This is a genomic window from Halomonas sp. NO4, assembly GCF_010994375.1.
Taxonomy (GTDB): domain Bacteria; phylum Pseudomonadota; class Gammaproteobacteria; order Pseudomonadales; family Halomonadaceae; genus Halomonas.
Map to the genome: position 1 here is coordinate 161057 of NZ_WHMA01000001.1, position 20174 is coordinate 181230.

The window sequence follows — 20174 nt, forward strand, 5'->3', positions numbered from 1 at the left end:
GGAGATTCCCATGGCTCAGATGAAATTCATGTGCGACGCGGAACGCTGCATCGAGTGCAACGGCTGCGTCACCGCCTGCAAGAACGCCAATGACGTGGAGTGGGGTGTCCAGCGCCGGCGGGTGGTCACCCTCGACGACGGCGAGCCCGGCGAAGTGTCGATCTCGGTAGCCTGCATGCACTGCGACGATGCGCCCTGCATGGCGGTCTGCCCCACCGACTGCTTCTACAAGACCGACGACGGCATTGTGCTCCACGACAAGGACCTGTGCATCGGCTGCGGCTACTGCCTCTATGCCTGCCCCTTCGGTGCCCCGCAGTTCCCCAAGCAGAACGCCTTCGGCGAGCGCGGCAAGATGGACAAGTGCACCTACTGCGCCGGCGGCCCGGCGGAGACCAAAGAGGAGGAGTACCAGAAGTACGGGGCCAATCGCATTGCCGAGGGCAAGCTGCCGCTGTGTGCCGAGATGTGCTCCACCAAGGCGCTGCTTGCCGGTGACGCCCAGGAAGTGGCCGACATCTTCCGCCAGCGGGTGGTGCGGCGCGGCCACCGCGACGGCGGCTGGTCCGGCAACCAGCGCCGAGAGCGGATGCGCACCGGCCAGGGTGACGACCTGTCCGCGGCCGACTCGCTGGCCTACGACGCCGCCCGCCAGGGCTGAGGAGGTGATGTCATGAGCCACTTCATTGACCGGCAGTCGCTATGGCGATTGCCACTGCTCGCCCTGCTGCTAGTGGTTGGTCTGGTGCTCTCGCAGAGTGTCATGGCCCAGGCCGATCCCGAGCGCGAGGCGGCCACGGCGGTGCCGGCGCTGGATGCCGATACCTGGCGCCAAGTGCGCAGCGGCGAGACCGGGCCTAACTTCCGCGATTCGCGGGCGGGAAGCGACTACAACCTGGTCAACGCCAGCGGGGAGACCTGGCGACAGCTGCGCAACCGCTGGGTCTCGCCCTTCGGACTCATCGTCATTGGCAGCATGCTCGTGGTGATTGCGCTGTTCTACGTGATCATCGGGCGCAAGGACCTCAGCGCGCCGCGCACCGGTCGCAAGCTGTTGCGCTGGCCGCTGGTGGTGCGGTCGCTCCACTGGACGGTTGCCACGCTCTTCATTGTCCTGGCGCTCACCGGACTCAATCTGCTGTACGGCAAATTCGTTTTCCGCTCGCTGTTCGGCGATGCGTTCTGGGCCAGCATGATTTCCGTCTCCAAGGTGGCTCACAACTACCTGGGACCGCTGTTCGGCATCCTGCTGGTCGTACTGTTGCTTCGCTTGCTCAAGCGCAACCTGCCCAAACGTCACGACATTACCTGGTTCATGAAGGGCGGCGGACTGGTCGGCAAGCAGCACGTCGACGCCGGCTTCGCCAACGGCGGTGAAAAAGCGTGGTTCTGGGTGCTTGCCACCGTGGGGATCCTGGTTATCGCCTCGGGCGTGGTGATGGACTTCCCCAACTACGGCCAGGGCCGCGATACCATGCAGTGGGCCAACATCCTGCACGCCGTGGGCGCACTGGGCCTGACAGCCTTGGCGTTCGGTCATATCTATATCGGCACCATTGGCTCCGAAGGGTCGCTGGAGGGCATGACCACCGGCTACGTGGATGAAACCTGGGCCAAGGACCATCACAACCTCTGGTACGAGGAGGTGAAGGGAGAGGCCGTGGATGAACAAACTCTCGCCGACGAGGCTGCCGAGGGGACCCGTAGCGATCCGGCGCCGCGATCGGGATGAATCCGGGATATTCCATTACCGACACCGCCCGACCACGGGCGGTGTCTTTTGTTATGCTGGCGGAAAGGCCCACTACAGGAGCGCGCAAGTGACCATGCAACACCTCGACGAGACGACACGAACCGAACTCGAGGCCGCGGCCTTCCGTCGGCTGCTCGACCACCTCGATGCGCACAAGGAAGTGCAGAACATCGACCTGATGATCCTGGCCGACTTCTGTCGCAACTGCCTCTCCAAGTGGCTGGTAGCCGCCGCCGAGGAGCGGGGTGCCGAGCTCGACTACGAAAGCGCCCGCGAGTACGTCTACGGCATGCCCTATGCAGAGTGGAAGGCGCAGTACCAAAAGGAGGCCACCCCGGAGCAGCAGGCCGCCTTCGCGACGCGCCAGGCCCGAAAGCAGGAGAGCGACAACGCATGAACGAGGCGATGATTCCGCTCTCCATCGCGGTATTGACCATCTCCGACACCCGTGACGAATCGACCGACCGCAGCGGCGCCCTGCTCGCCGAGCGCCTGGCGGCCGCCGGGCATCGCCTGGCAGAGCGGCGTATCGTCATCGACGACGTCTACCGCATCCGTGCCGCGGTGTCGGCCTGGATCGCCGACCCCGAGATCCAGGTGATCCTCACCACCGGGGGCACCGGCTTCACCGGCCGAGACTCCACGCCCGAGGCGGTATCGGTACTGCTCGACAAGCGCATCGAAGGCTTCGGCGAGCAGTTCCGCCAGCTCTCCTTCGCCGAGATCGGCAGCTCGACCATCCAGAGCCGCTGCCTGGGCGGCCTGGCCAACGCCACCGTGGTGTTCTGCCTGCCGGGCTCCAGCGGCGCCTGTCGCACGGCCTGGGACGGCCTGCTCGCCGAGCAGCTGGACAGCCGGCACAAGCCCTGCAACTTCGCTAACCTGGTGATCCCGGAGCGGGGGCAGCATGGCTGACGGCAATCCGTTGCAGAGCGTGGAGGCGGCGCTGGCCGCCCTGCTGGCCGATGTCGCGCCGCTGGATGCCGAACGGATCGAGTGCGACCGCGCCGCCGGCCGCGTCCTGGCCGAGGCGGTGACGGCCACCCTGGACGTGCCGCCCTTCGACAACAGCGCCATGGATGGCTACGCCCTCCACCACGCCGACGCCGGTCAGGCGTTGCCGGTCACCCAGCGCATCACCGCCGGCACCTCGCCCTCTCCTCTACCCCGCGGCGAATGTGCCCGCATCTTCACAGGGGGCGAGATCCCACCCGGCGCCGACTGCGTCGTCATGCAGGAGGCCGTCACGCTCATCGAAGAGAATGTGCAGGTTACCGGCGACATTCCCGCCGGCAACAACGTGCGCCGACGCGGCCGCGACGTGGCCGCCGGCGCGCCCCTGCTGCCGGCCGGGCAGTGGCTCGAGGCGGCAGCCCTCGGCCATCTCGCCGGCCAGGGCATCACCACAGTCACGGTGCGACGCAGGCCGCGAGTGGCGCTTCTCTCCACCGGCGACGAGATCGTAGCCCCCGGCGAGCCGCTGGGACCGGGTCAGATCTACAACTCCAACCGGCCCATGCTGGAGCGCCTGCTGACGCGTTTCGGTGCCGAGGTGGTAATGCAGGCCGCCGTGCCCGACAGTGCCAACGAGACACGGCGTCTGCTTCGGCAGGCGGCTGAATGCGCCGACGTGGTGGTCACCACCGGGGGTGTCAGCGTCGGCGAGGCGGATCACGTCAAGGCGGCGGTGGGCGAACTGGGACAGCTCGACCTGTGGCGTATCGCCATGCGTCCCGGCAAACCGTTGGCACTCGGTCGCTTGCCGCGCCGTGGCGAGGGAGGCGAGGCGCGGTTCGTGGGCCTACCCGGCAATCCGGTCTCCACCTTCGTGGGTGCCTGGCTCTTCCTCCGGCCGCTGCTGGGTGCCCTGCTCGACTGCCCGAAGCTGGCCAAGCTGCCGACGCTCACCGCCCGGGCCGCCTTCGCTGCCGAAACCGGCCCGCGCCGTCACTTCCTGCGTGTGCGCCTCGAGTTCGGCCCCGAGGGCATCCTGGCACACGCCTTTCGGGACCAGAATTCCGCCGTGCTCGCCTCCTGCATCGAGGCGGATGCCCTTGCCGTCATTGCGGAGCACGGTCGAGTGAAGGAGGGAGACGCGGTGCATTGCCTATGGCTGCAGCTGCCGTGACTCTCTTCTAGGTCATTTCAAGACTCGTCGCCGAGTGCCGCCTCCAGTTCCGGCCAGAGCCGCTGGAAGTCGGCCGCCAGGCTGGGATAGTCCGCCGCCAGCCAGGGCGTCAGTTCGGCAAGCCGATTGGGGCCTGACAGACGCCGCCCGATCCCCTCGACGGCCCGGCAGGTAAAGCCGAAGTCACGGTAGCGGCGCAGCCAGTCCTGCTCGACGAGCAGCGGCATCATGCCCGCCAGGCGAGCCGGCGCGGGACGCGAGGCCAGCAGGTGATAGCAGCGCGGGATGAGTAGCCTGTCGCGGCCGTCTTGCCTCAATTCGGCGGCAATGAAGTGATCCCATATCAGGTCCAGCGCTATGCCGGCATAGCGGCGCAGCTCCGGTGGCGAACGCCGGCGCGCGGCGAGGACCACCGGGTGTCGGTCGACGTAGGCATCGACGCGGCGATGGTGGCGAATGCCTTGGGCCACGGCATCCGGCCAGGCCGTGAGGTCACGCCCCTTCACCCCGTCGGCGATCAGGTTGCCGTACAGGAAGTCGTCGCTGCCGCCGCGGGCGAGCCAGGCGTGGGCGAGGAAATTCACGCGACGACTCCTGGCGCCTGCTGTTGGCACCGACTCACAGGCAGTTAGTGGGCTTGGGTAGCCCGGCCAGGCGTGCGCCCACCTTGGCGGGGCTGTCGGGGAAGAGTTTCATGAGGTGCAGCGAGCGCCCCTTCTCCGGCCCGAGCGCCTGAGCGACGGACTTGACCAGCGGTCGCATGGCCGGGGCGTTCTCGAAACGGGCGTAGAAGTCGCGCAGCACCTCGATGACTTCCCAGTGCTCCTCCGAGAGAGTGCGGCCCTCTTCCTCGGCCAGGGCCGTGGCGACCTCGGGCGTCCAGTCCGCCAGATCGACCAGGTAGCCCTCCGGGTCGAGCGCAATGGCGCGCTCGCCCACCTGTAGATAGCGATATGTCTCCGTGGAGGCCATCAGAACCAGCTCACCGTCTTGTCCGCTTCCTCCGTCAGCTCGACGAAACCGTCGACGTCCACCACCTGGACGGCTTCGTCGCAGCGCCCCTCCAGGCCGCGCGATACCAGATCCTCGCGCAGGGCGAATAATCGGTCGAGTACCGGCTCGAAATGGCGCACCTGCGCGGGCAGTGCCCCTTGCACTCCATCCTCGATCAGCAGCAGGCGATCGTCGGGGCCCATGCTGGCCAGGGCGTCGCGGTAGACCAGGCTGCCGCCCGGCGAGCGATTGAGTATGTGCAGGATCATGGGTGACCTCGCGGTTGCGCGCTGGGGCGCTATCTAGAAGACCAGCACCTGAGGGTGGGCGGCGAGAATGGCCGGCGTGTCCGCCGCCTCGAGGGGCTCGGCGGCCAGCAGCAAGTCGTCGCGCGTCAGGCCGAACCTGGCCAGGGCGGCGGCATCGACGTAGAGCGACTCGATATCGTACATGCCGAGCATCTCCAAGGTGGCGGACGTGCCCTTCTGGCCCAGGGCGCCGCTGTCCTGCCCTTCGAGCAGCGCCATGACACCCTCGCCCTGGAACAGCAATGTGACCGACTGGCCGAAGGCGGCGGCCACGAGAGCGGCGTCGAGGCCTTCGCGCAGCCAGCTGCTGCCGTGCGGCGCATGGCGCAGGATCACCAGAAGCTCACCCGGGGGGTCAGATTGTGCCATGGGCGGGCCTCCTCAAGGGGGAAATGTCACCAACCGATCACAGCGCCGGCCCAGCTCGATCAGCTGGCCCAGCCCCGTGAGCTCGAATGGCGGCTCGACGCTATGGCCCTCCTTGCCGTGGCGTGCGGCTTCACGCTCGTCGAGCAGGCCTCGGCGCAGGGCCGAGGCGATGCAGACCAGGAGTTCGGTACCGTGGCGCTCGTGCAGCTCGCGCCAGGCGTCCGGCAGGTGGGGTTCGTCCTGGGGCGGTGCAGCGAGACGTGCGGCGTTGTAGACCCCGTCGTGGTAGAAGAAGACGCTGTCGAGCCTGTGGCCCCGTTCAGGCAGGGCCATGGCGAATCGCAGCGCCGAGTGCGAGGCCTGCTGGCTGTAGGGAGCGCCCTGAACGAGCAATGCGTAGCGCATGGCAATCGTGTCGGTGTGGAAGTGGTGACAGCCTCAAATGCACAGGCCCCGCCGTAGCGGGGCCTGGCGGTAACGGCAACCGGGCTCGGTCATTCGTTGCTCATGATGCCGAGCAGCGAGAGCAGGCTGACGAAGAGGTTGTAGATCGAGACGTAGAGCGTGATGGTGGCCAGGATGTAGTTGGTCTCGCCGGCGCGGTGCACGATCTCGCTGGTCTGATAGAGAATGGCCGCCGAGGCGAAGAGCACGAAACCGGCAGACACCATCAGCATCAGCGTGGGGATCTGGAAGATCAGGCCGGCGACCATCGCCAGGACGAGCACGATGGCGCCCGCCACCAGGAAGTTGGCCAGGAAGCCGAAATCCTTCTTGGTCACCAGGGCCACGGCAGAGAGCCCCACGAAGGTCAGGCCGGTCATGGCCAGGGCATTCATGATCAGCGCGGCACCGTTGGGCATGGCCAGATAGGCGCTGAGGATCGGGCCCAGAGTGAAGCCCATGAAGCCGGTGAAGGCGAAGGTCGACAGCAGCCCCATGGCCGAGTTGGCGGTCTTGTGCACCAGGAACATCAGGCCGTAGGCGCCGATGAAGAACACGAAGATGTTCATCCGCTCGATACCCATCGCCATGGCGGCGCCCGCGGTCACCGCGGAAAACAGCAGCGTCATGGCCAGCAGCCCGTACGTGTTGCGCAACACCTTGTTGGTGCTGACCGCCTGGGACGTCTGCTGCGTCACATGAGTGTCTTGATAGGCCATTGGTACAGAGCTCCCTGTGATTGATCTGGGTAGACCTTTGGTTGACCTAGAATGCCCACTCCGTGTTCCCCGCGCAAGCCCTTGCCTGCGCTCATCTCAACGCTGCTTCTTCCCTGGAGTCGTGATGCAGGATCTCCCGCGCCACCCGGGCGGCCGTCACGCAGACATCGTCCCCTGCCGCTTCCAACCCCGCCAGATCCAGCCATACCAGCTCGCTGGCATCGTCGGCGGCCATGGGTTCCCCGCCACGCCAGTGCAGGCGGATCACCACGATCACGTAGTGCGACAGCAACTCACCCGCGGCATCGTGGCTCAGCATGTCGATGGCGGTGAGCACCCCGCGAGGCACGCCCTCCAAGCCGGTCTCCTCGCGCAGCTCGCGCACCGCGGCCGCCTGAAGGGTCTCACCCGGCTCGACCTTGCCACCCGGCAGAGCCAGGCGCCCGGCATTGGGGGAATTTCGCCGCCGCACCATCAAAATTCGGTCCTGGCAGACCACGGCCGCGGAGACCGAGGCGATGGGGCGAACGGACGAGGCGTGATTCTTGCTCATCGCTTTACCCTACCATGCCGGGTTACGATGCGTCGCCGCACGCGAAAGCGCCCCGCAACATGGCTTGTCAAGGCAAAGACAAGGAGCTGCGGGGCGCTTTCTGATTTGATTTGGGTGAGTGGCGGAGGGACAGGGATTCGAACCCTGGGAAGGCTCTCACCTTCGCCGGTTTTCAAGACCGGTGCATTCAACCGCTCTGCCATCCCTCCGGCTCACGGCGAAGCATCTTATCAGCTTTTCGGCCGGGGTCAAGAGCGGTGTGCGATCAAGGCGTTACCCGTTCAGTAAAGACGCAGGCCGACACGGGTGACCTTGTTGCCGTCCATCTCGTTGACGACCCAGTGAATACCGTGCCAGTCGACGTCGTCGCCGACCACGGGGTGCCCTCCGACGCGCAGCGAGACGAACTCACCGAGCGTCATGTCCGTCTCGCCGGGGCTCAGGGTGAGGCCGTAGGCGCTGGCGATGTCGCCCATGCGCGCGTCGCCGTCGAAGGTGAAGGTGCCGAAGAAGGCACGCTCCTGCTTGAGGCGGGTCTCGCCGCTGAACAGTCGGTTCAGCGCCGGCAGGTCGTCGGCCCGGCCGATCACGCAGATGACATCGCCCAGCTTGAGCCGGGTGCTGCCCTTGGGGTGAAGCATGGCGTGTTCACGAAACAGGGCCGAGATCACCGCGCCGGAGGGAAAGCGCAACAGTCGAATGGGCACATCGTCCAGGTCGCTGTTGTCGACCTTGTAGACGAACATCTCGTAGTCGTTCTCCGGCAGGATGCCGAGCGGCCCGCGATGGTTGGGGGTAACCCCCTTGGGAATCTCGACTCGCATCCAGCGTGCCATCAGCGGCAGGCTGCCACCCTGGATCAGCAGCGACAGCAGCACCACGGCGAAGGCCACGTTGAAGTAGAGCGAGGCGTTCTCGACCCCGCCGATCACCGGAAAGATCGCCAGCACGATGGGCACGGCCCCGCGCAGCCCCACCCAGGCGATGAAGAAGAGCTCCCGCCAGCGGAACTTGAAGAACGGCTTGACGCTGATGAACACGGCGAGTGGCCGAGCCACCAGGATCAGCGCCAGGGCCACGACGGTCGCCGGCAGGGCGTACTCCAGCAGTTCCGAGGGCGTGACCAGCAGCCCCAGGACCAGGAAGAGGCCGATCTGGCTGAGCCAAGCCAGGCCGTCGTGGACGGGCAGAATGAAGTTGAGGTGGCGCCCCGGCTGATTGCCGATCATCAGCCCGGTGAGGTAGATGGCCAGAAAGCCGCTGCCGCCCAGGAATCCGGTCAGCCCGAAGACGGCAAACCCCAGCGCCAGGGCCAGCAGCGAGTAGAGCCCGGGCGCGAGGTCGAGCCAGCGTAACAGGCGCCCGCTCAGCCAGCCACCGCCCACGCCGAGGATCAGCGCCAGGCCGAACTGGCTGGCCAGGAACAGCAGCGTACCCAGGGGTCCTCCCAGGTCGCCGACCAGCAGCTCGACCAGCAGCAGCGTCAGGAAGATCGCCATGGGGTCGTTGGTGCCCGACTCGATCTCCAGGGTGGCGCTAACCCGCTCGTTGAGGTGCACCCCCCGCCCGCTGAGCATGGAGAAGACCGCCGCAGCATCCGTTGAACCGACGATGGCACCGACCAGCAAGCCCTGGATCAACGACAGGTCGAATACCTGCATGGCGATGACGCCGATCAGTGCGCTGGTGACGAAAACCCCCAGGGTGGCCAGGGAGAGCGCGGGCCTGAATCCGACCCGGAAGGTCTTGAGCCGGGTGCGCAAGCCGCCATCCAGCAGGATCATCGCCAGGGCCAGGTGGCCGATCAGAAAGGCCAGAGAGTAGTCGTCGAACTGGATACCCAGCACGCCCTCTTCGCCTGCCAGCATGCCCAGCGCCAGGAAGATCAGCAGCAGGGGGAAGCCCACCAGGGTGGAAAGGCGGCTGGCAATCACGCTCAGGGCAAGCAGAAAGCCGCTGAGAAGAAAGAGGGTGTTGATGGTATCCATAGCTTCCTCGCAGGCGGGCGAGCCATTATGCCACGCTCGCTGCCCGTTCGCCGTTGGCGTCGCCGCTGGCTTCGACAAGGTGGCCAGGGATAAACTGGCGCCTCACCAATGGCTGGAGTGCCAACCCGCTCATGCACAAGGTTCCTCGCGCCCCCTTTCTCGCCGTCCTCCTTGCCGTGCTGCCAAGCGCCCTGATCGCACCCATGGCCCTCGCCGAGGCCACCGATGGCGAAGAGGAGGCATTGACCCTGGACACCGAGGTCCTGGTGCCGCCGAGCCTGGTGGTCGCGGAAGCGCCGGCTGCAAAGGGAACGCCGGGCAGGCCGTTGATCGAGGCGCCGCACCTCGTCGAGGTCCCGCCGGTGGTGGAAGGTCCCTCCTTCCTGGCCTCCCCCGCCGTCGTCGAGCCGGCTCCCGAGCTGGTTGTCCCCGAGGTGCCGTCGGTGGCCTTCGAGCCCGCCGAGCCGATCGCTCCGCCGCCGGTGACCCACCTCAGCATCACGCTCGACTGGTACCTGAACCCCCAGCATGCGGCCCTGCTGGTGGCGCGAGAGAAGGGCTTCTTCAAGCGCCGGGGACTGGAAGTGACACTGGTCAGCCCCGCCGACCCCAACGTGCCCGCCAAGCTGCTGGCTGCCGGCCGCACCGATCTGGCCCTGGGCCGCCAGCCCCTGCTGCATCTGCTGGTGGATAAGGGCGCCCCGCTGGTACGGGTGGCGACCCTCATCGACACACCGCTGTCGGGGCTGGTGCTGCGCCAGTCACTGCTCGAGGAGGAGCCCGAATCCGCGGAAGCCACGGAAGCGGTCGATGGAAATGTCGACGAGCCCCAGGCGCTCGCGAAGCTGCGCCTCGGCTACACAGTACAGGACAGCGCCGCCCTGCTGAGCTCGCCGCTGGGCTCTGCCAACGGCCTGCCCGAGCGTATCGACCTCGAGGACGTGAACTACGGGGTGCTCGACGCCATGCGCGAGGGGAACCTGGATGGCGTGGTGATCCACCAGCGCCACCTCGTGCCGCGTCAGCTGGCCGACGAGGGCATTCCCACGCGTACGCTGCGGCTCGAGGAGCATGGCCTTCCCGCCCACGACGGCCTGATTCTGATGGCCAACCGCGACCGGTTGGCTACCCAGCGGGATGCCATTCGCGAACTCGTCGCCGCCCTCGAGGAGGCCACCCTATGGATCCTCAACCACCGCGAGGCCGCCTGGGAGCTCATGACGGCAGCGGAGCCGGCCCTCGACGATCCCATCATGGGGGAGGCCTGGCTGGATGTATTCCCGCGTCTTGCCCAGCGTCCCGCCGCCGTGGACCAGGGGCGTTACGCCCGCTTCGAGGAGCTGCTGCTGGAAGCCGGGGTGATCGAGACCCGCCAGCCGGTGGAACGCCTGGCGGTGGACCTGGGCACGCCGGAGCCCTGAGGGTTATGCCTCGAGCGTGGCGAGGAAGTCGTTGACCGCCGCCTGGAACGCCTCGGGCTGTTCGGCGTGCAGCCAGTGCCCTGCCTCGCCGAGAGTGACCACCTGCGCCGTGGGCAATACTTCGCGAAGCGCGGGCAGCATGGCATCGGTCACGTAGGGAGAGCGTCCGCCGCGCAGCACCAGTACCGGCCCGTCGTAGCTTCCCTCTCCTTCCGGCGCCTGCATGATCGCCTCATAGTCGCCCTCGATCTGCTCGAGCCCGATGCGCAGCCGTAGCACGCCGTCGTCGCTGCGCTCCAGGTTGGTGGCGAGAAACAGCCGTATGGGGCGCTCCGTCACGTGTTCGGCGAGCAGCGCATCCGCCTCGCGGCGGTTAGTGGGCTCTCCCTCGGCGACCCGGCGCAGGGCAGCAAAGACGTCATCATGGCCGTGCCCGTAGGCCTGGGGAGCGATGTCGGCCACGATCAGCGACGCGACCCGTTCCGGATGCAGGCGGGCCAGGCTGATGACCACCTTGCCGCCCATGGAGTGACCCAGCAGGTGGGCACGCTCGATGCCCAGCTTATCCAGCAGGGCGAGCAGGTCGGCTGCCATGGCGGCATAGCCCATGCCGTCGGCATGCGGTGAACGCCCGTGGTTGCGCAGATCGACGGCCACCACCCGGTGCTGCTCCTGCCACTGCTTGACGTGGGAGCGCCAGTTGTCGGCGCTGCCCAGCAGTCCGTGCACGACGACGAGGGGCGTGCCCTCCCCGCCGGTGTCCACATGATTGAGCTCGACGGTCATCGGACCTCCCATATCGGTTGCTTGAATCAGGCGCGCTGCGGGGCCAGGTCCTGCTGCCCGGTGGCAGCGACCAGCCGACGACTCAACCAGGCGAGCAGCACGCCGTAGAGCGGCAGGAAGAAGAGCAGGCTGATACCCAGCTTGATCACGTAGTCGACCCAGGCGATCTCGATCCAGTTGGCCGCCATGAAGGGATCCGGGCTGTTGTAGAACGCCATGGAAAAGAACGCGGCGGTGTCGGCCAGGTTGCCGAAGATGGTCGATACGGCCGGGGCGATCCACCAGGCTCGCAGCCTGCGCAGCCGATCGAAGACCTGAACATCGAGCAGCTGACCGAGCACATAGGCCATGAAGCTGGCCAGGGCGATGCGGGCCACGAAGAGGTTGGGCTCGCTCAACGCCTCGAGGCCCGCGAAACTGCCGCGCGGGAAGATCACCGACACCAGGTAGGAGATCACCAGCGCCGGCAGCATGACGCGCAGGATGATGGCGCGCGCCGGCTCCTTGCCGAAGAGACGCACGGTCAGGTCGGTGGCCAGGAAGATGAAGGGGAAGCTGAAGGCCCCCCAGGTGGTGTGGAAACCGAACAGGGTGAACGGAATCTGTACCAGGTAGTTGCTGGCGGCGATCACCAGGATATGGAAGCTCACCAGCAGGGCGAGACAACGGCGGTACTGTACGGGCGGAAGCGTGAACATCGGCAGGTCCTTTTTCGTGCGCGGCTGAGCTCGCCGCGGGAGGGGTGAGGGAACCCTCGTGACTGGAAGGCGCGTAGTATACGCGCCAGGCCCGGACAGGCCAAGGCAACGGCCGCACAGCACGACGCCGCCCGGAGGCGGCGTCGCAGGGGCTCGGCCAGCGGAGTCTTCAGACCTGACGGGCCTCGTGAGCGGCGCCCACGTCGCGCTCCTTCATGGCCTCGTGGACGTCCTCGAGGCTCGCCGGATCGTCGATGGTCGATGGCACCCCGTACTCCTTGCCGTCGGCGATGTTGCGCAGCAGCTTGCGCAGAATCTTGCCGGAGCGGGTCTTGGGCAGGCGGTTGACCACGAGCACCTGCTTGAAGCAGGCGACAGGGCCGATCTGCTGGCGTACCTTGTCGATCAGCTCCTGCTCCAGGGCTACCTCGTCACCCTCGAAGCCGTCCTTGGGAATCACCAGCCCCACGGGCACCTGACCCTTGAGCGCATCGTGGATGCCGATCACCGCGCACTCGGCCACGGCCGGATGGGCGCCCACCACCTCTTCCATCTCGCCGGTCGAGAGGCGGTGGCCGGCGACATTGATGACGTCGTCGGTGCGCCCCATGATGAAAAGGTAGCCATCCTCGTCGAAGTAGCCGCCGTCGCCGGTGAGATAGTAACCGGGGAACGCCGCCATGTAGGCGCTGTGGAAGCGCTGCGGGTCGCCCCAGATGCCGGTCAGGCAGCCGGGCGGCAGCGGCTGCTTGATGACCACGCTGCCCTGCTCCATGGCGTGGGCGCGCTCTCCTTCGCGATCCAGGATCTGCACGTCGAATCCCGGTACCGGCACGGTGGCGCTGCCCGCCTTCGTGGGCATGGGCTCGAGGCCGTGGAGGTTGGCGGCGATCGGCCAACCGGTCTCGGTCTGCCACCAGTGGTCGATCACCGGCACGTCGAGCAGGTCGTCCAGCCAGTGGAAGGTCGGCGGATCGAGACGCTCGCCGGCCAGGAACAGCGCCTTGAGACAGGAGATATCGTACTGCTCGAGCAGCTTGGCGTCCGGGTCCTCCTTCTTGATGGCGCGGAAGGCAGTGGGGGCCGTGAAGAAGCTCTTCACCCGGTACTCGCTGATCAGGCGCCAGAAGGCGCCGGCATCCGGCGTCTTCACCGGCTTGCCCTCGTAGACCACCGTGGTGCAGCCGCGCAGCAGCGGCGCATAGACGATGTAGGAGTGGCCGACTACCCAGCCCACGTCCGAGGCGGAGAAGAACACCTCGCCCGGCGCCACGTCGTAGATCGCCTCCATGGAGTAGTGCAGCGCCACGGCATAGCCGCCGGTGTCGCGCACCACGCCCTTGGGCTTGCCGGTGGTGCCCGAGGTGTAGAGCACGTAGAGCGGGTCGCTGCCCTTGACGGGCACGCAGTCGGCGGGCTCGGCTTCGGCGACCAGCGCGGCCCAGTCATGATCGCGAGGGCCCAGGGTGGCCGGTTGCCGCTCACGCTGCAGGATCACGCAGGCATCCGGCTGGTGCTCGCTCTGGGCAATGGCGTCGTCCAGGATCGGCTTGTAGGGAATGACGCGCTCGACCTCGATGCCGCAGGACGCCGCCACTACCACCTTGGGCTTGGCGTCGTCGATGCGCACGGCCAGTTCGTGGGGCGCGAAGCCGCCGAAGACGACGGAGTGCACCGCGCCGAGTCGCGCGCAGGCGTACATGGCCATCAGCGCCTCGGGCACCATGGGCATGTAGATGACCACCCGATCGCCCTTCTCGACCCCCAGGCGGCGCAGCGCACCGGCCACGCGGGCTACCTCGTCGCGCATCTCGCGATAGGTCAGGGTGCGCTTGCTGTCCGTGACCGGAGAATCCCAGAAGACGGCCGGTTGCTCGCCGCGTCCCTCCTCGACGTGATGGTCAAGGGCCGCGTGGCAGATGTTGAGCTCGCCATCGACGAACCAGCGCGCGTGCTGCTGCTCGTCGTACTGGAGAATGGTGGAGGGCGGCGTGAACCACGGGATGCGGCGAGCCTGCTCTGCCCAGAAGGATTCGGGCCGCTCGATGGAGTGCTGGAATTCGGTCTTGTAGGTGGTCATGGGTTTCCTGTCCGGCGTCGAAGTTGCCACGATGATTGTTGACACTTTAGAGATTTTCTCGCGGATTTCCTTCATACCATCGGCTAAGGATGGTGAAAGCGCCGAAGTGAGAGTCAATATTGTTGACAACCGTGCGAGGTCGGAGCCAGGGCAGCCCTATCTTCGTTGACACGGCGTTTGACAGGATCGGAACCACTATCAAAGATGACTAAATGAGTGATGCCATGAAAATCGGCCACTGGCTGTGAGCGATGCGGCATTGTCCGTGCCGCCGCTCGACCCGGCTCCCGACGCCATCCTGACGAGTGCCACCAGCGCACGGCGAGCCGATAAAGGGAGACCATGATGAGCACCTCACACAGCGCGGCTGCACGCCTGCTCGATGCAGGAGACGACGCCATTGACGAGGCCACGGCCCTGCTCAAGGCCGTCGCCAACGACAATCGCTTGCGCATTCTCTGCCTGCTCGACGGCACGGAACTCTCCGTCACCGAACTCAACCGCCGCCTGGCGCTGAGCCAGTCGGCACTGTCGCAGCACCTGGCGATCCTGCGTCGGGAGGGTCTGGTCACGACGCGTCGCGCCTCCCAGACCATCTACTATTCGGTACACGGGGAGCAGGCGCCGGCCCTGGTCGAGACGCTAGCGCGCCTGCAGGGTCTCTGAGCGTCAGCGTTTCTCCCAGCGACCGGCATCCAGGCGTTCGAGCAGCCGGTCGACGCCACGCTCCACGCCGTGGGAAACGGCCATGCCCAGGCGTTCGCCCATCGACCGCCGCGACTCCAGCCGCACGGCGATGACCCGTGCCGTTTCCATGCGCGACACCAGATAGGCTTCGCTGGTGTCCAGGGCATCGATCAGGCCGCGCCCGAGGGCATCGCGCCCGTGCCACACCTCGCCGGTGGCCACGGCATCGACGTCCAGATCCGGGCGACGCTCGGCCACATGGGCCTTGAACAGCTGGTGGGTGTTGTCCAGGTCGGACTGGAACTTGTCGCGTCCTTCCGGGGTGTTCTCGCCGAACACGGTGAGCGTGCGCTTGTATTCGCCGGCCGTCAGCAGCTCCACGTCGACGTCGTGGCGCTTGAGCAGGCGGTGGAGGTTGGGCAGCTGCGCCACCACGCCAATGGAGCCGAGCACCGCGAAGGGCGCAGCACGCAACTGGTCGGCGGCGCACGCCATCAGGTAGCCGCCGCTGGCTGCCACCTTGTCGACGCACACCGTGGTGGTCAAACCGGCCTCACGCAGGCGATCCACCTGGGCGGCGGCCAGGCCATAGGCGTGCACCAGCCCGCCCGCGGATTCCAGACGCAGTACCACCTCGTCACCCGCCTCGGCACTCGCCAGCACCGCGGTGATCTCCTCGGCGAAGCGCCCGGTACCGCTGGCGCGGATGTCGCCGTGAAAGTCGAGCACCCACACCGTCTGCTGCGATTCCGATGTCTCCTTGCCGCCGCGGCGGCCACGCGCCTTGTCGTCGCGCCGGAACGCCTTGAGCAGCCGCTTGCGGGCGCCCGGCTCGCTGGCGGCGAGAGCCAGCCGGCGACGCCGGTACTCGCGGCGATCGTTGAGCTGCTCGACGCGCAGACGCAGGCGTTCACTGCCCTCGCCGCGAAACCGTGCGATCGCTGCCAGCGCCAGGCCCACGATCAGCGCCAGGACCACGAGCTGGGCCACAAAGAGTCCTAATTCGGTCAGCCACTCTTCCACCCTGAGATCTCCGCTACCACATTCGATGGGTCCATCCTGCCGTCGCCCGGCGCGCAGCACAATGCTCTTGATTAAAACGATCGTTCGAAATACGCTTTCGTCGCAGGATGGGTGCCATCTCACCTCTCCCCACGACACGATTCCCCATGACACCCTGAAAAGGAACGACCATGTCCCGCTCCACGCTCGAGAAACTGCAACAGCGCTTCGATCCCCAGGCCGCCCAGGGGATGGATGACGTCTTCCAGTTCCACTTCAGCGATGCCGGCAGCCACTATCTGGTAGTCCAGGACGGTAGCCTGGCTGTCCACGAGGGCGAACACGACGACCCCTCGGTCACCCTGAGCATGAGCAGCGACACCCTCAAGGGCGTCATGACCGGCGAAATCAGCGGCATGAGCGCCTTCATGACTGGCAAGCTCAAGGCCACCGGCAACGTCATGCTGGCCACCAAGCTCTCGAGTCTTTTCCCCAATCGCTGACACGGCCGACCGCTCGTCTCAGCGGGTAGCCGTCGCCACCTCCGCCAGGTGCGTCTCGATCAGCGCCCGCGAGATCGAGTAGAGGGGCGGCAGCTGGGGCAGCCGCCCTGGCCGGAACCAGGCGGCATCGACGATTTCGACGCCGTCGATGTGCAGCTCCCGGCTCGCCGCCTCGGCGAAGAAGCCCAGCATCAGCGAATGCGGAAAGGGCCACGCCTGGCTGCGATAGTAGCGCACCCGCCCCACCGGCAGGCCCACCTCCTCGTGGATCTCGCGGCGCACGGCGTCCTCAGCGGACTCACCGGGCTCGATGAAGCCCGCCAGCGTGGAGTAGCGCCCCGGCGGAAAGCGCGGGCTGCGAGCCAGCAGCAGGCTCTCGCCGTGGGTCACCAGGGTGATGATGCAGGGCGAGATGCGCGGGTAGTTGCGGTGACCGCAGTGCGGGCAGAGCATGGCGAATTCGCGGTCCAGCCGCGCGGAAGGCGCGCCGCAACGCCCGCAGAAGCGGTGGTCGCGCAGCCAGGCGGCCACCTGCAGGGCGGTGGAGAGCAGCGGAAACCATGACTCGGGCAAGCGTGACAGCCAGTGGCGGCCGTCCGGCCAGCTCTCCTCGGCCTGCGCCTCCACGGCCAGCGCCACCGGAACCTCATCCCAGTAGCAGAGCGGCTGCCAGGTGCTCGACCAGGACTGCTGCAGCTGAAGGGGGGAGCCGTCGGGGCCGGGGGCAATGCGCCCCTCCGCGATGCGGATCACCCACCCCGCTGTTTCCGCCAGCGGCAACTCGCGACGCAGCATCAGCGGGGCTCCGCGGTGAGCTCCGAGCGTTCGCCCAGGTCATCCCAATGGCAGTGGCCCGCCGCCTGGCGAATCTGCTCCAGCTTGGCGCGATGGGCAGCGAGCTCCGCGTCGTTCGGGCTGGCCACGCGCAGGGTGCCGGGGGCCAGCGACAGCCGGCGAATCGCGAGCCCGCCGGCGACTGCTTCGCTGCTGCCGCTGTCGTCGGCATCCAGGGTCAGCGCCGTCTGCCCGCCGGTCATCGCCAGGTAGACCTCGGCGAGGATTTCGGCATCGAGCAGGGCGCCGTGCAACACTCGATGCCCGTTGTCGATCTCGTAGCGCTTGCACAGGGCGTCGAGGTTGTTGCGCTGGCCGGGGTGGCGATCACGTGCCAGCTTCAGGGTGTCGAGAATGCGGCAATGCTCCGCCACCGGCCCCAGGCGCGGCTCGCGACGCTCGGCGGCCAGCAGCTGGAATTCGTGGTCGATGAAGCCCACGTCGAAGGCGGCGTTGTGGATCACCAGCTCGGCGCCGCGGATGTAGTCCCAGAACGCCTGGGCGATCTCGGCAAAGCGGGGCTCGTCGGCCACCCGCTCATTGGTGATGCCGTGCACACCGATCGCCTCGGCGTCGATCTCGCGCTCAGGGTTGATGTACTGGTGGAAGTTGTTACCGGTCAGACGGCGGTTGACCAGCTCCACGGCACCGATCTCGATCAGGCGGTGCCCGTCGCGCGGGTCGATGCCGGTCGTCTCGGTATCCAGAACTATCTGTCGCATGGGACTCACTCCTGGTTGGAGAGGGCGGCGCTGGCCGTCTGTTCGTCGATGGCGGCATTGGCCAGGGCATCGGCCCGCTCGTTGCCGGGGTGGCCGCTGTGCCCCTTCACCCAGTGCCACTGGATGCGGTGGCGCCGGGTCTCGTCGAGCAGCTCACGCCACAGTTCGGCATTCTTCACCGGCTGGCGGCTCGCCGTCTTCCAGCCACGCTTCTGCCAGCCATGAATCCACTCGGTGATGCCGCGGCGCAGGTACTCCGAGTCGGTCCAGAGCTCCACCTCGCAGCGACGCTTGAGGGCGCGCAGTGCCATGATCGCCGCCATCAGCTCCATGCGATTGTTGGTCGTCATGGCTTCGGCGCCCTTGAGCGCCTTCTCGTGCTGGCCGCTCTGCAGCACCGCGCCCCAGCCGCCCGGTCCCGGGTTGCCGCGACAGGCGCCATCGGTGTAAACGGTGACCCGGGGCAGCGGGCCATCCGAGGGTGCATCACTCAAGCTCGCATACCCTTTCGCTGTGGCGCCCGACGCGCGAGGCATGCCCCAGGGCACCGCCACCCAGCGCGTTGCCGAGGCTCAGCTGGGGGCGCTGGACATGGGCCAGCCGATTGTGGCGTCGAGCGCGGATGATGTAGCTGTCGCCCAAGGGCAGGTTGTGTCGCCGGCCCAAGGTCTCCAGCGTGGCATTGCGCGGCAGGCTGCCGGGCAGATGAAAGCCGCAGTAGTCTACCCGCTCGATCTGGAAGTCGACAAACGCCAACCAATCCCGCAGCCCGGCCGGGGTTCGCCAACGGCCACGCCACGGCAGGCGGTGCCGATGGCCGGGCCACAGACGGGCGAGGCCCGCCGGCCCCATGGGGGCCCAGCCGAAGATGATCAGGTGGCCGTCGTCGGCGGTGACCCGAGCGGCTTCCTGCAGAAGGCGGTGAGGATTGGGTACCACTTCAAGCAGATGATGGACGACGACCAGGTGCAGGCACTCGTCGGGCAGTGCCAGGGCGTCCGGCGGGCAGACCAGGGTCGAGGGTCCCTCGGCGAGCTCGGCCGTGGGCGCCCAGCGCAAGGCATGCCGGATCGGGCACATCTCGGTCAGGCTGGGCGCCATGCCCAGCTCCAGGCGGTGCCCGCCGTGCAGGCGCTCGCAGATGGGCCCTAGGCAGGCGCGCTCGGTGCGCCAGTGCGCACCGCCATCGGCACTCGCCCAGTAACGCTGCCCTTCCCGGTAAAGCCGTGCCAGGGCGATGGCCTCCTGCGCGTTTGACATCGTCGACCATCACCTCCAAGATTGTGTGTTTTGTAAGCCGTTTCCAGACCGCTCGCAGCATGCGGGCCGGCCCCATTCCGCTCACTCGGTTGACGACGCAACGAGGACAACCTGCCCATGCTGAGCGTGACACCGATTCCCGCGTTTAACGATAACTATATCTGGCTTCTGCGTCAGGACACGAGCCCCAACGTGTGCGTCGTGGATCCAGGCGATGCCGAGCCCGTCATCCAGCTGCTGGAGCGTGAGGGCCTGACCCTGGCGAGCGTGATGATCACCCACCATCATCACGACCATACCGGCGGCCTGCCGGAGCTCATCCAGCGCTACGCGCCCCACGTGATCGGCCCCCACAACCCGCAGATCGAAGGCATCGACGAGCGCGTGGAGGATGGCGACACCTGCCGGGTGATGGGGCGTCGCTTCGATATCATGGCCGTACCGGGCCACACCCTCGATCATATCGCCTACTTCACCGCGGGCATCCCTCCTCTGCTCTTCTGTGGCGATTCGCTCTTTTCGGCGGGTTGCGGCCGGCTCTTCGAAGGTTCCCCCGAGCAGATGCACCACTCACTTAAGCGCCTCGCGGAACTTCCCGACGACACCCTGGTGTTCGCCGCCCACGAATACACGCTCGCCAATCTGCGCTTCGCCAGCGCTGCCGATCCCCACAACCCCGATGTGGCGGCGGCAATGGCCGAGACGGAACGTGCCCGGGAACTGGACCGCCCCACCCTGCCCAGCGACCTGGGCCGTGAACGGCGCATCAACCCGTTCCTGCGTTGTGCTGACCCCGAGGTGCGTGCGGCGGCCGCTGCTCAGGGCGACACCGACACCGACCTGGCTACCTTTACCACCCTGCGGGCCTGGAAGGATCGATTCTGATCGCCACCGACGTGATCCCGAACACCCCCGCGATCTCGCCG

General features: G+C 67.0%; 25 protein-coding genes and 1 tRNA gene. 9 read left to right on the plus strand and 17 right to left on the minus strand.

Translation table 11 applies throughout. The annotated features are described in order from the left end of the window. Nucleotides 1-10: 10 nt before the first annotated feature. The 5 genes from fdh3B (at nt 11) to glp (ending at nt 3881) form a co-directional block, all read left to right on the plus strand. The gene (gene fdh3B / locus FEF15_RS00810; protein ID WP_163557186.1) at nt 11-661 is read left to right on the plus strand and encodes a formate dehydrogenase FDH3 subunit beta; all 651 of its coding nucleotides are present in this window, start codon (nt 11-13) and stop codon (nt 659-661) included. 12 nt (nt 662-673) lie between these two features. Further along, nucleotides 674-1732, plus strand: coding sequence for a formate dehydrogenase subunit gamma (locus FEF15_RS00815; protein ID WP_163557187.1), 1059 nt, complete (start codon nt 674-676; stop codon nt 1730-1732). A 94-nt stretch (nt 1733-1826) separates the two neighbouring features. Further along, entirely contained in the window at nt 1827-2150 is a 324-nt protein-coding gene (locus FEF15_RS00820; RefSeq protein ID WP_163557323.1) for a DUF1244 domain-containing protein, read from the plus strand. Beyond that, the gene (gene moaB, locus FEF15_RS00825; protein ID WP_163557188.1) at nt 2147-2668 is read left to right on the plus strand and encodes a molybdenum cofactor biosynthesis protein B; all 522 of its coding nucleotides are present in this window, start codon (nt 2147-2149) and stop codon (nt 2666-2668) included. Before FEF15_RS00820 ends, moaB begins: the two co-directional genes overlap by 4 nt. Then, nucleotides 2661-3881: a gephyrin-like molybdotransferase Glp gene (gene glp / locus FEF15_RS00830; protein ID WP_163557189.1), complete on the plus strand. Its 1221-nt coding sequence runs from the start codon at nt 2661-2663 to the stop codon at nt 3879-3881. Before moaB ends, glp begins: the two co-directional genes overlap by 8 nt. Nucleotides 3882-3898: 17 nt before the next feature. Here the strand turns inward: glp and FEF15_RS00835 are convergent, their stop codons facing one another. From FEF15_RS00835 to FEF15_RS00875, 9 genes are all read right to left on the minus strand, one after another. Further along, a complete protein-coding gene (locus FEF15_RS00835; RefSeq protein WP_163557190.1) occupies nt 3899-4465 on the minus strand; it encodes an ACP phosphodiesterase in 567 nt (188 codons plus the stop codon). A 34-nt stretch (nt 4466-4499) separates the two neighbouring features. Then, nucleotides 4500-4853: a TusE/DsrC/DsvC family sulfur relay protein gene (locus FEF15_RS00840; RefSeq protein WP_163557191.1), complete on the minus strand. Its 354-nt coding sequence runs from the start codon at nt 4851-4853 to the stop codon at nt 4500-4502. Continuing rightward, the gene (gene tusB / locus FEF15_RS00845) at nt 4853-5143 is read right to left on the minus strand and encodes a sulfurtransferase complex subunit TusB (RefSeq protein WP_163557192.1); all 291 of its coding nucleotides are present in this window, start codon (nt 5141-5143) and stop codon (nt 4853-4855) included. The genes FEF15_RS00840 and tusB overlap by 1 nt, the downstream gene beginning before the upstream one ends. Nucleotides 5144-5176: 33 nt before the next feature. After that, on the minus strand, nt 5177-5551 hold the full coding sequence (gene tusC, locus FEF15_RS00850) for a sulfurtransferase complex subunit TusC (protein WP_163557193.1): 375 nt from the start codon (nt 5549-5551) through the stop codon (nt 5177-5179). Between the two features lie 12 nt (nt 5552-5563). Then, nucleotides 5564-5956 carry a sulfurtransferase complex subunit TusD gene (tusD, locus tag FEF15_RS00855; RefSeq protein WP_163557194.1) on the minus strand — a complete coding sequence of 131 codons (393 nt, stop codon included), beginning with the start codon at nt 5954-5956 and terminating at the stop codon, nt 5564-5566. 89 nt (nt 5957-6045) lie between these two features. Further along, nucleotides 6046-6714 (minus strand): Bax inhibitor-1/YccA family protein, encoded by a 669-nt coding sequence (locus FEF15_RS00860; protein WP_163557195.1) that lies wholly within the window; start codon nt 6712-6714, stop codon nt 6046-6048. A 91-nt stretch (nt 6715-6805) separates the two neighbouring features. Then, on the minus strand, nt 6806-7267 hold the full coding sequence (locus FEF15_RS00865; protein WP_163557196.1) for an NUDIX hydrolase: 462 nt from the start codon (nt 7265-7267) through the stop codon (nt 6806-6808). 119 nt (nt 7268-7386) lie between these two features. Next, a tRNA-Ser gene (locus FEF15_RS00870) sits at nt 7387-7476 on the minus strand. Nucleotides 7477-7548: 72 nt separating this feature from the next. Then, complete coding sequence (locus FEF15_RS00875) at nt 7549-9255, minus strand: potassium/proton antiporter (RefSeq protein WP_163557197.1); 1707 nt, start codon at nt 9253-9255, stop codon at nt 7549-7551. 131 nt (nt 9256-9386) lie between these two features. Here FEF15_RS00875 and FEF15_RS00880 point away from each other — a divergent pair, with 131 nt between their 5' ends. Next, entirely contained in the window at nt 9387-10676 is a 1290-nt protein-coding gene (locus FEF15_RS00880) for an ABC transporter substrate-binding protein (protein WP_163557198.1), read from the plus strand. Nucleotides 10677-10679: 3 nt separating this feature from the next. Here the strand turns inward: FEF15_RS00880 and FEF15_RS00885 are convergent, their stop codons facing one another. The 3 genes from FEF15_RS00885 to FEF15_RS00895 form a co-directional block, all read right to left on the minus strand. Next, nucleotides 10680-11462, minus strand: coding sequence for an alpha/beta fold hydrolase (locus tag FEF15_RS00885; protein WP_163557199.1), 783 nt, complete (start codon nt 11460-11462; stop codon nt 10680-10682). A 26-nt stretch (nt 11463-11488) separates the two neighbouring features. Next, nucleotides 11489-12160, minus strand: coding sequence for a 7-cyano-7-deazaguanine/7-aminomethyl-7-deazaguanine transporter (locus FEF15_RS00890; protein WP_163557200.1), 672 nt, complete (start codon nt 12158-12160; stop codon nt 11489-11491). A gap of 169 nt (nt 12161-12329) precedes the next feature. Continuing rightward, nucleotides 12330-14240 (minus strand): propionyl-CoA synthetase, encoded by a 1911-nt coding sequence (locus FEF15_RS00895; RefSeq protein WP_163557201.1) that lies wholly within the window; start codon nt 14238-14240, stop codon nt 12330-12332. Nucleotides 14241-14585: 345 nt separating this feature from the next. Between FEF15_RS00895 and FEF15_RS00900 the strand changes: the two genes are divergently transcribed. Next, the gene (locus FEF15_RS00900; RefSeq protein ID WP_163557202.1) at nt 14586-14906 is read left to right on the plus strand and encodes a metalloregulator ArsR/SmtB family transcription factor; all 321 of its coding nucleotides are present in this window, start codon (nt 14586-14588) and stop codon (nt 14904-14906) included. 3 nt (nt 14907-14909) lie between these two features. Here FEF15_RS00900 and sohB read toward each other — a convergent pair whose 3' ends face one another. Continuing rightward, complete coding sequence (sohB, locus tag FEF15_RS00905) at nt 14910-15950, minus strand: protease SohB (protein ID WP_163557203.1); 1041 nt, start codon at nt 15948-15950, stop codon at nt 14910-14912. A gap of 170 nt (nt 15951-16120) precedes the next feature. Between sohB and FEF15_RS00910 the strand changes: the two genes are divergently transcribed. Next, on the plus strand, nt 16121-16432 hold the full coding sequence (locus FEF15_RS00910; protein WP_163557204.1) for an SCP2 sterol-binding domain-containing protein: 312 nt from the start codon (nt 16121-16123) through the stop codon (nt 16430-16432). 18 nt (nt 16433-16450) lie between these two features. On the opposite strand, the gene nudC is transcribed toward FEF15_RS00910, so the two are convergent. From nudC to FEF15_RS00930, 4 genes are read right to left on the minus strand one after another with little or no spacing between them, the layout of a single operon-like run. Then, nucleotides 16451-17227 (minus strand): NAD(+) diphosphatase, encoded by a 777-nt coding sequence (gene nudC, locus FEF15_RS00915; RefSeq protein ID WP_163557205.1) that lies wholly within the window; start codon nt 17225-17227, stop codon nt 16451-16453. Then, nucleotides 17227-17988: a DNA polymerase III subunit epsilon gene (dnaQ, locus tag FEF15_RS00920; RefSeq protein ID WP_163557206.1), complete on the minus strand. Its 762-nt coding sequence runs from the start codon at nt 17986-17988 to the stop codon at nt 17227-17229. Before dnaQ ends, nudC begins: the two co-directional genes overlap by 1 nt. A gap of 5 nt (nt 17989-17993) precedes the next feature. Beyond that, on the minus strand, nt 17994-18482 hold the full coding sequence (gene rnhA, locus FEF15_RS00925; RefSeq protein ID WP_163557207.1) for a ribonuclease HI: 489 nt from the start codon (nt 18480-18482) through the stop codon (nt 17994-17996). Then, nucleotides 18475-19248 carry a methyltransferase domain-containing protein gene (locus FEF15_RS00930; protein ID WP_163557208.1) on the minus strand — a complete coding sequence of 258 codons (774 nt, stop codon included), beginning with the start codon at nt 19246-19248 and terminating at the stop codon, nt 18475-18477. The genes rnhA and FEF15_RS00930 overlap by 8 nt, the downstream gene beginning before the upstream one ends. A 117-nt stretch (nt 19249-19365) precedes the next feature. On the opposite strand from FEF15_RS00930, the gene gloB reads away from it, so the two are divergent. Continuing rightward, complete coding sequence (gene gloB / locus FEF15_RS00935) at nt 19366-20133, plus strand: hydroxyacylglutathione hydrolase (RefSeq protein ID WP_163557209.1); 768 nt, start codon at nt 19366-19368, stop codon at nt 20131-20133. Nucleotides 20134-20174: the final 41 nt, after the last annotated feature.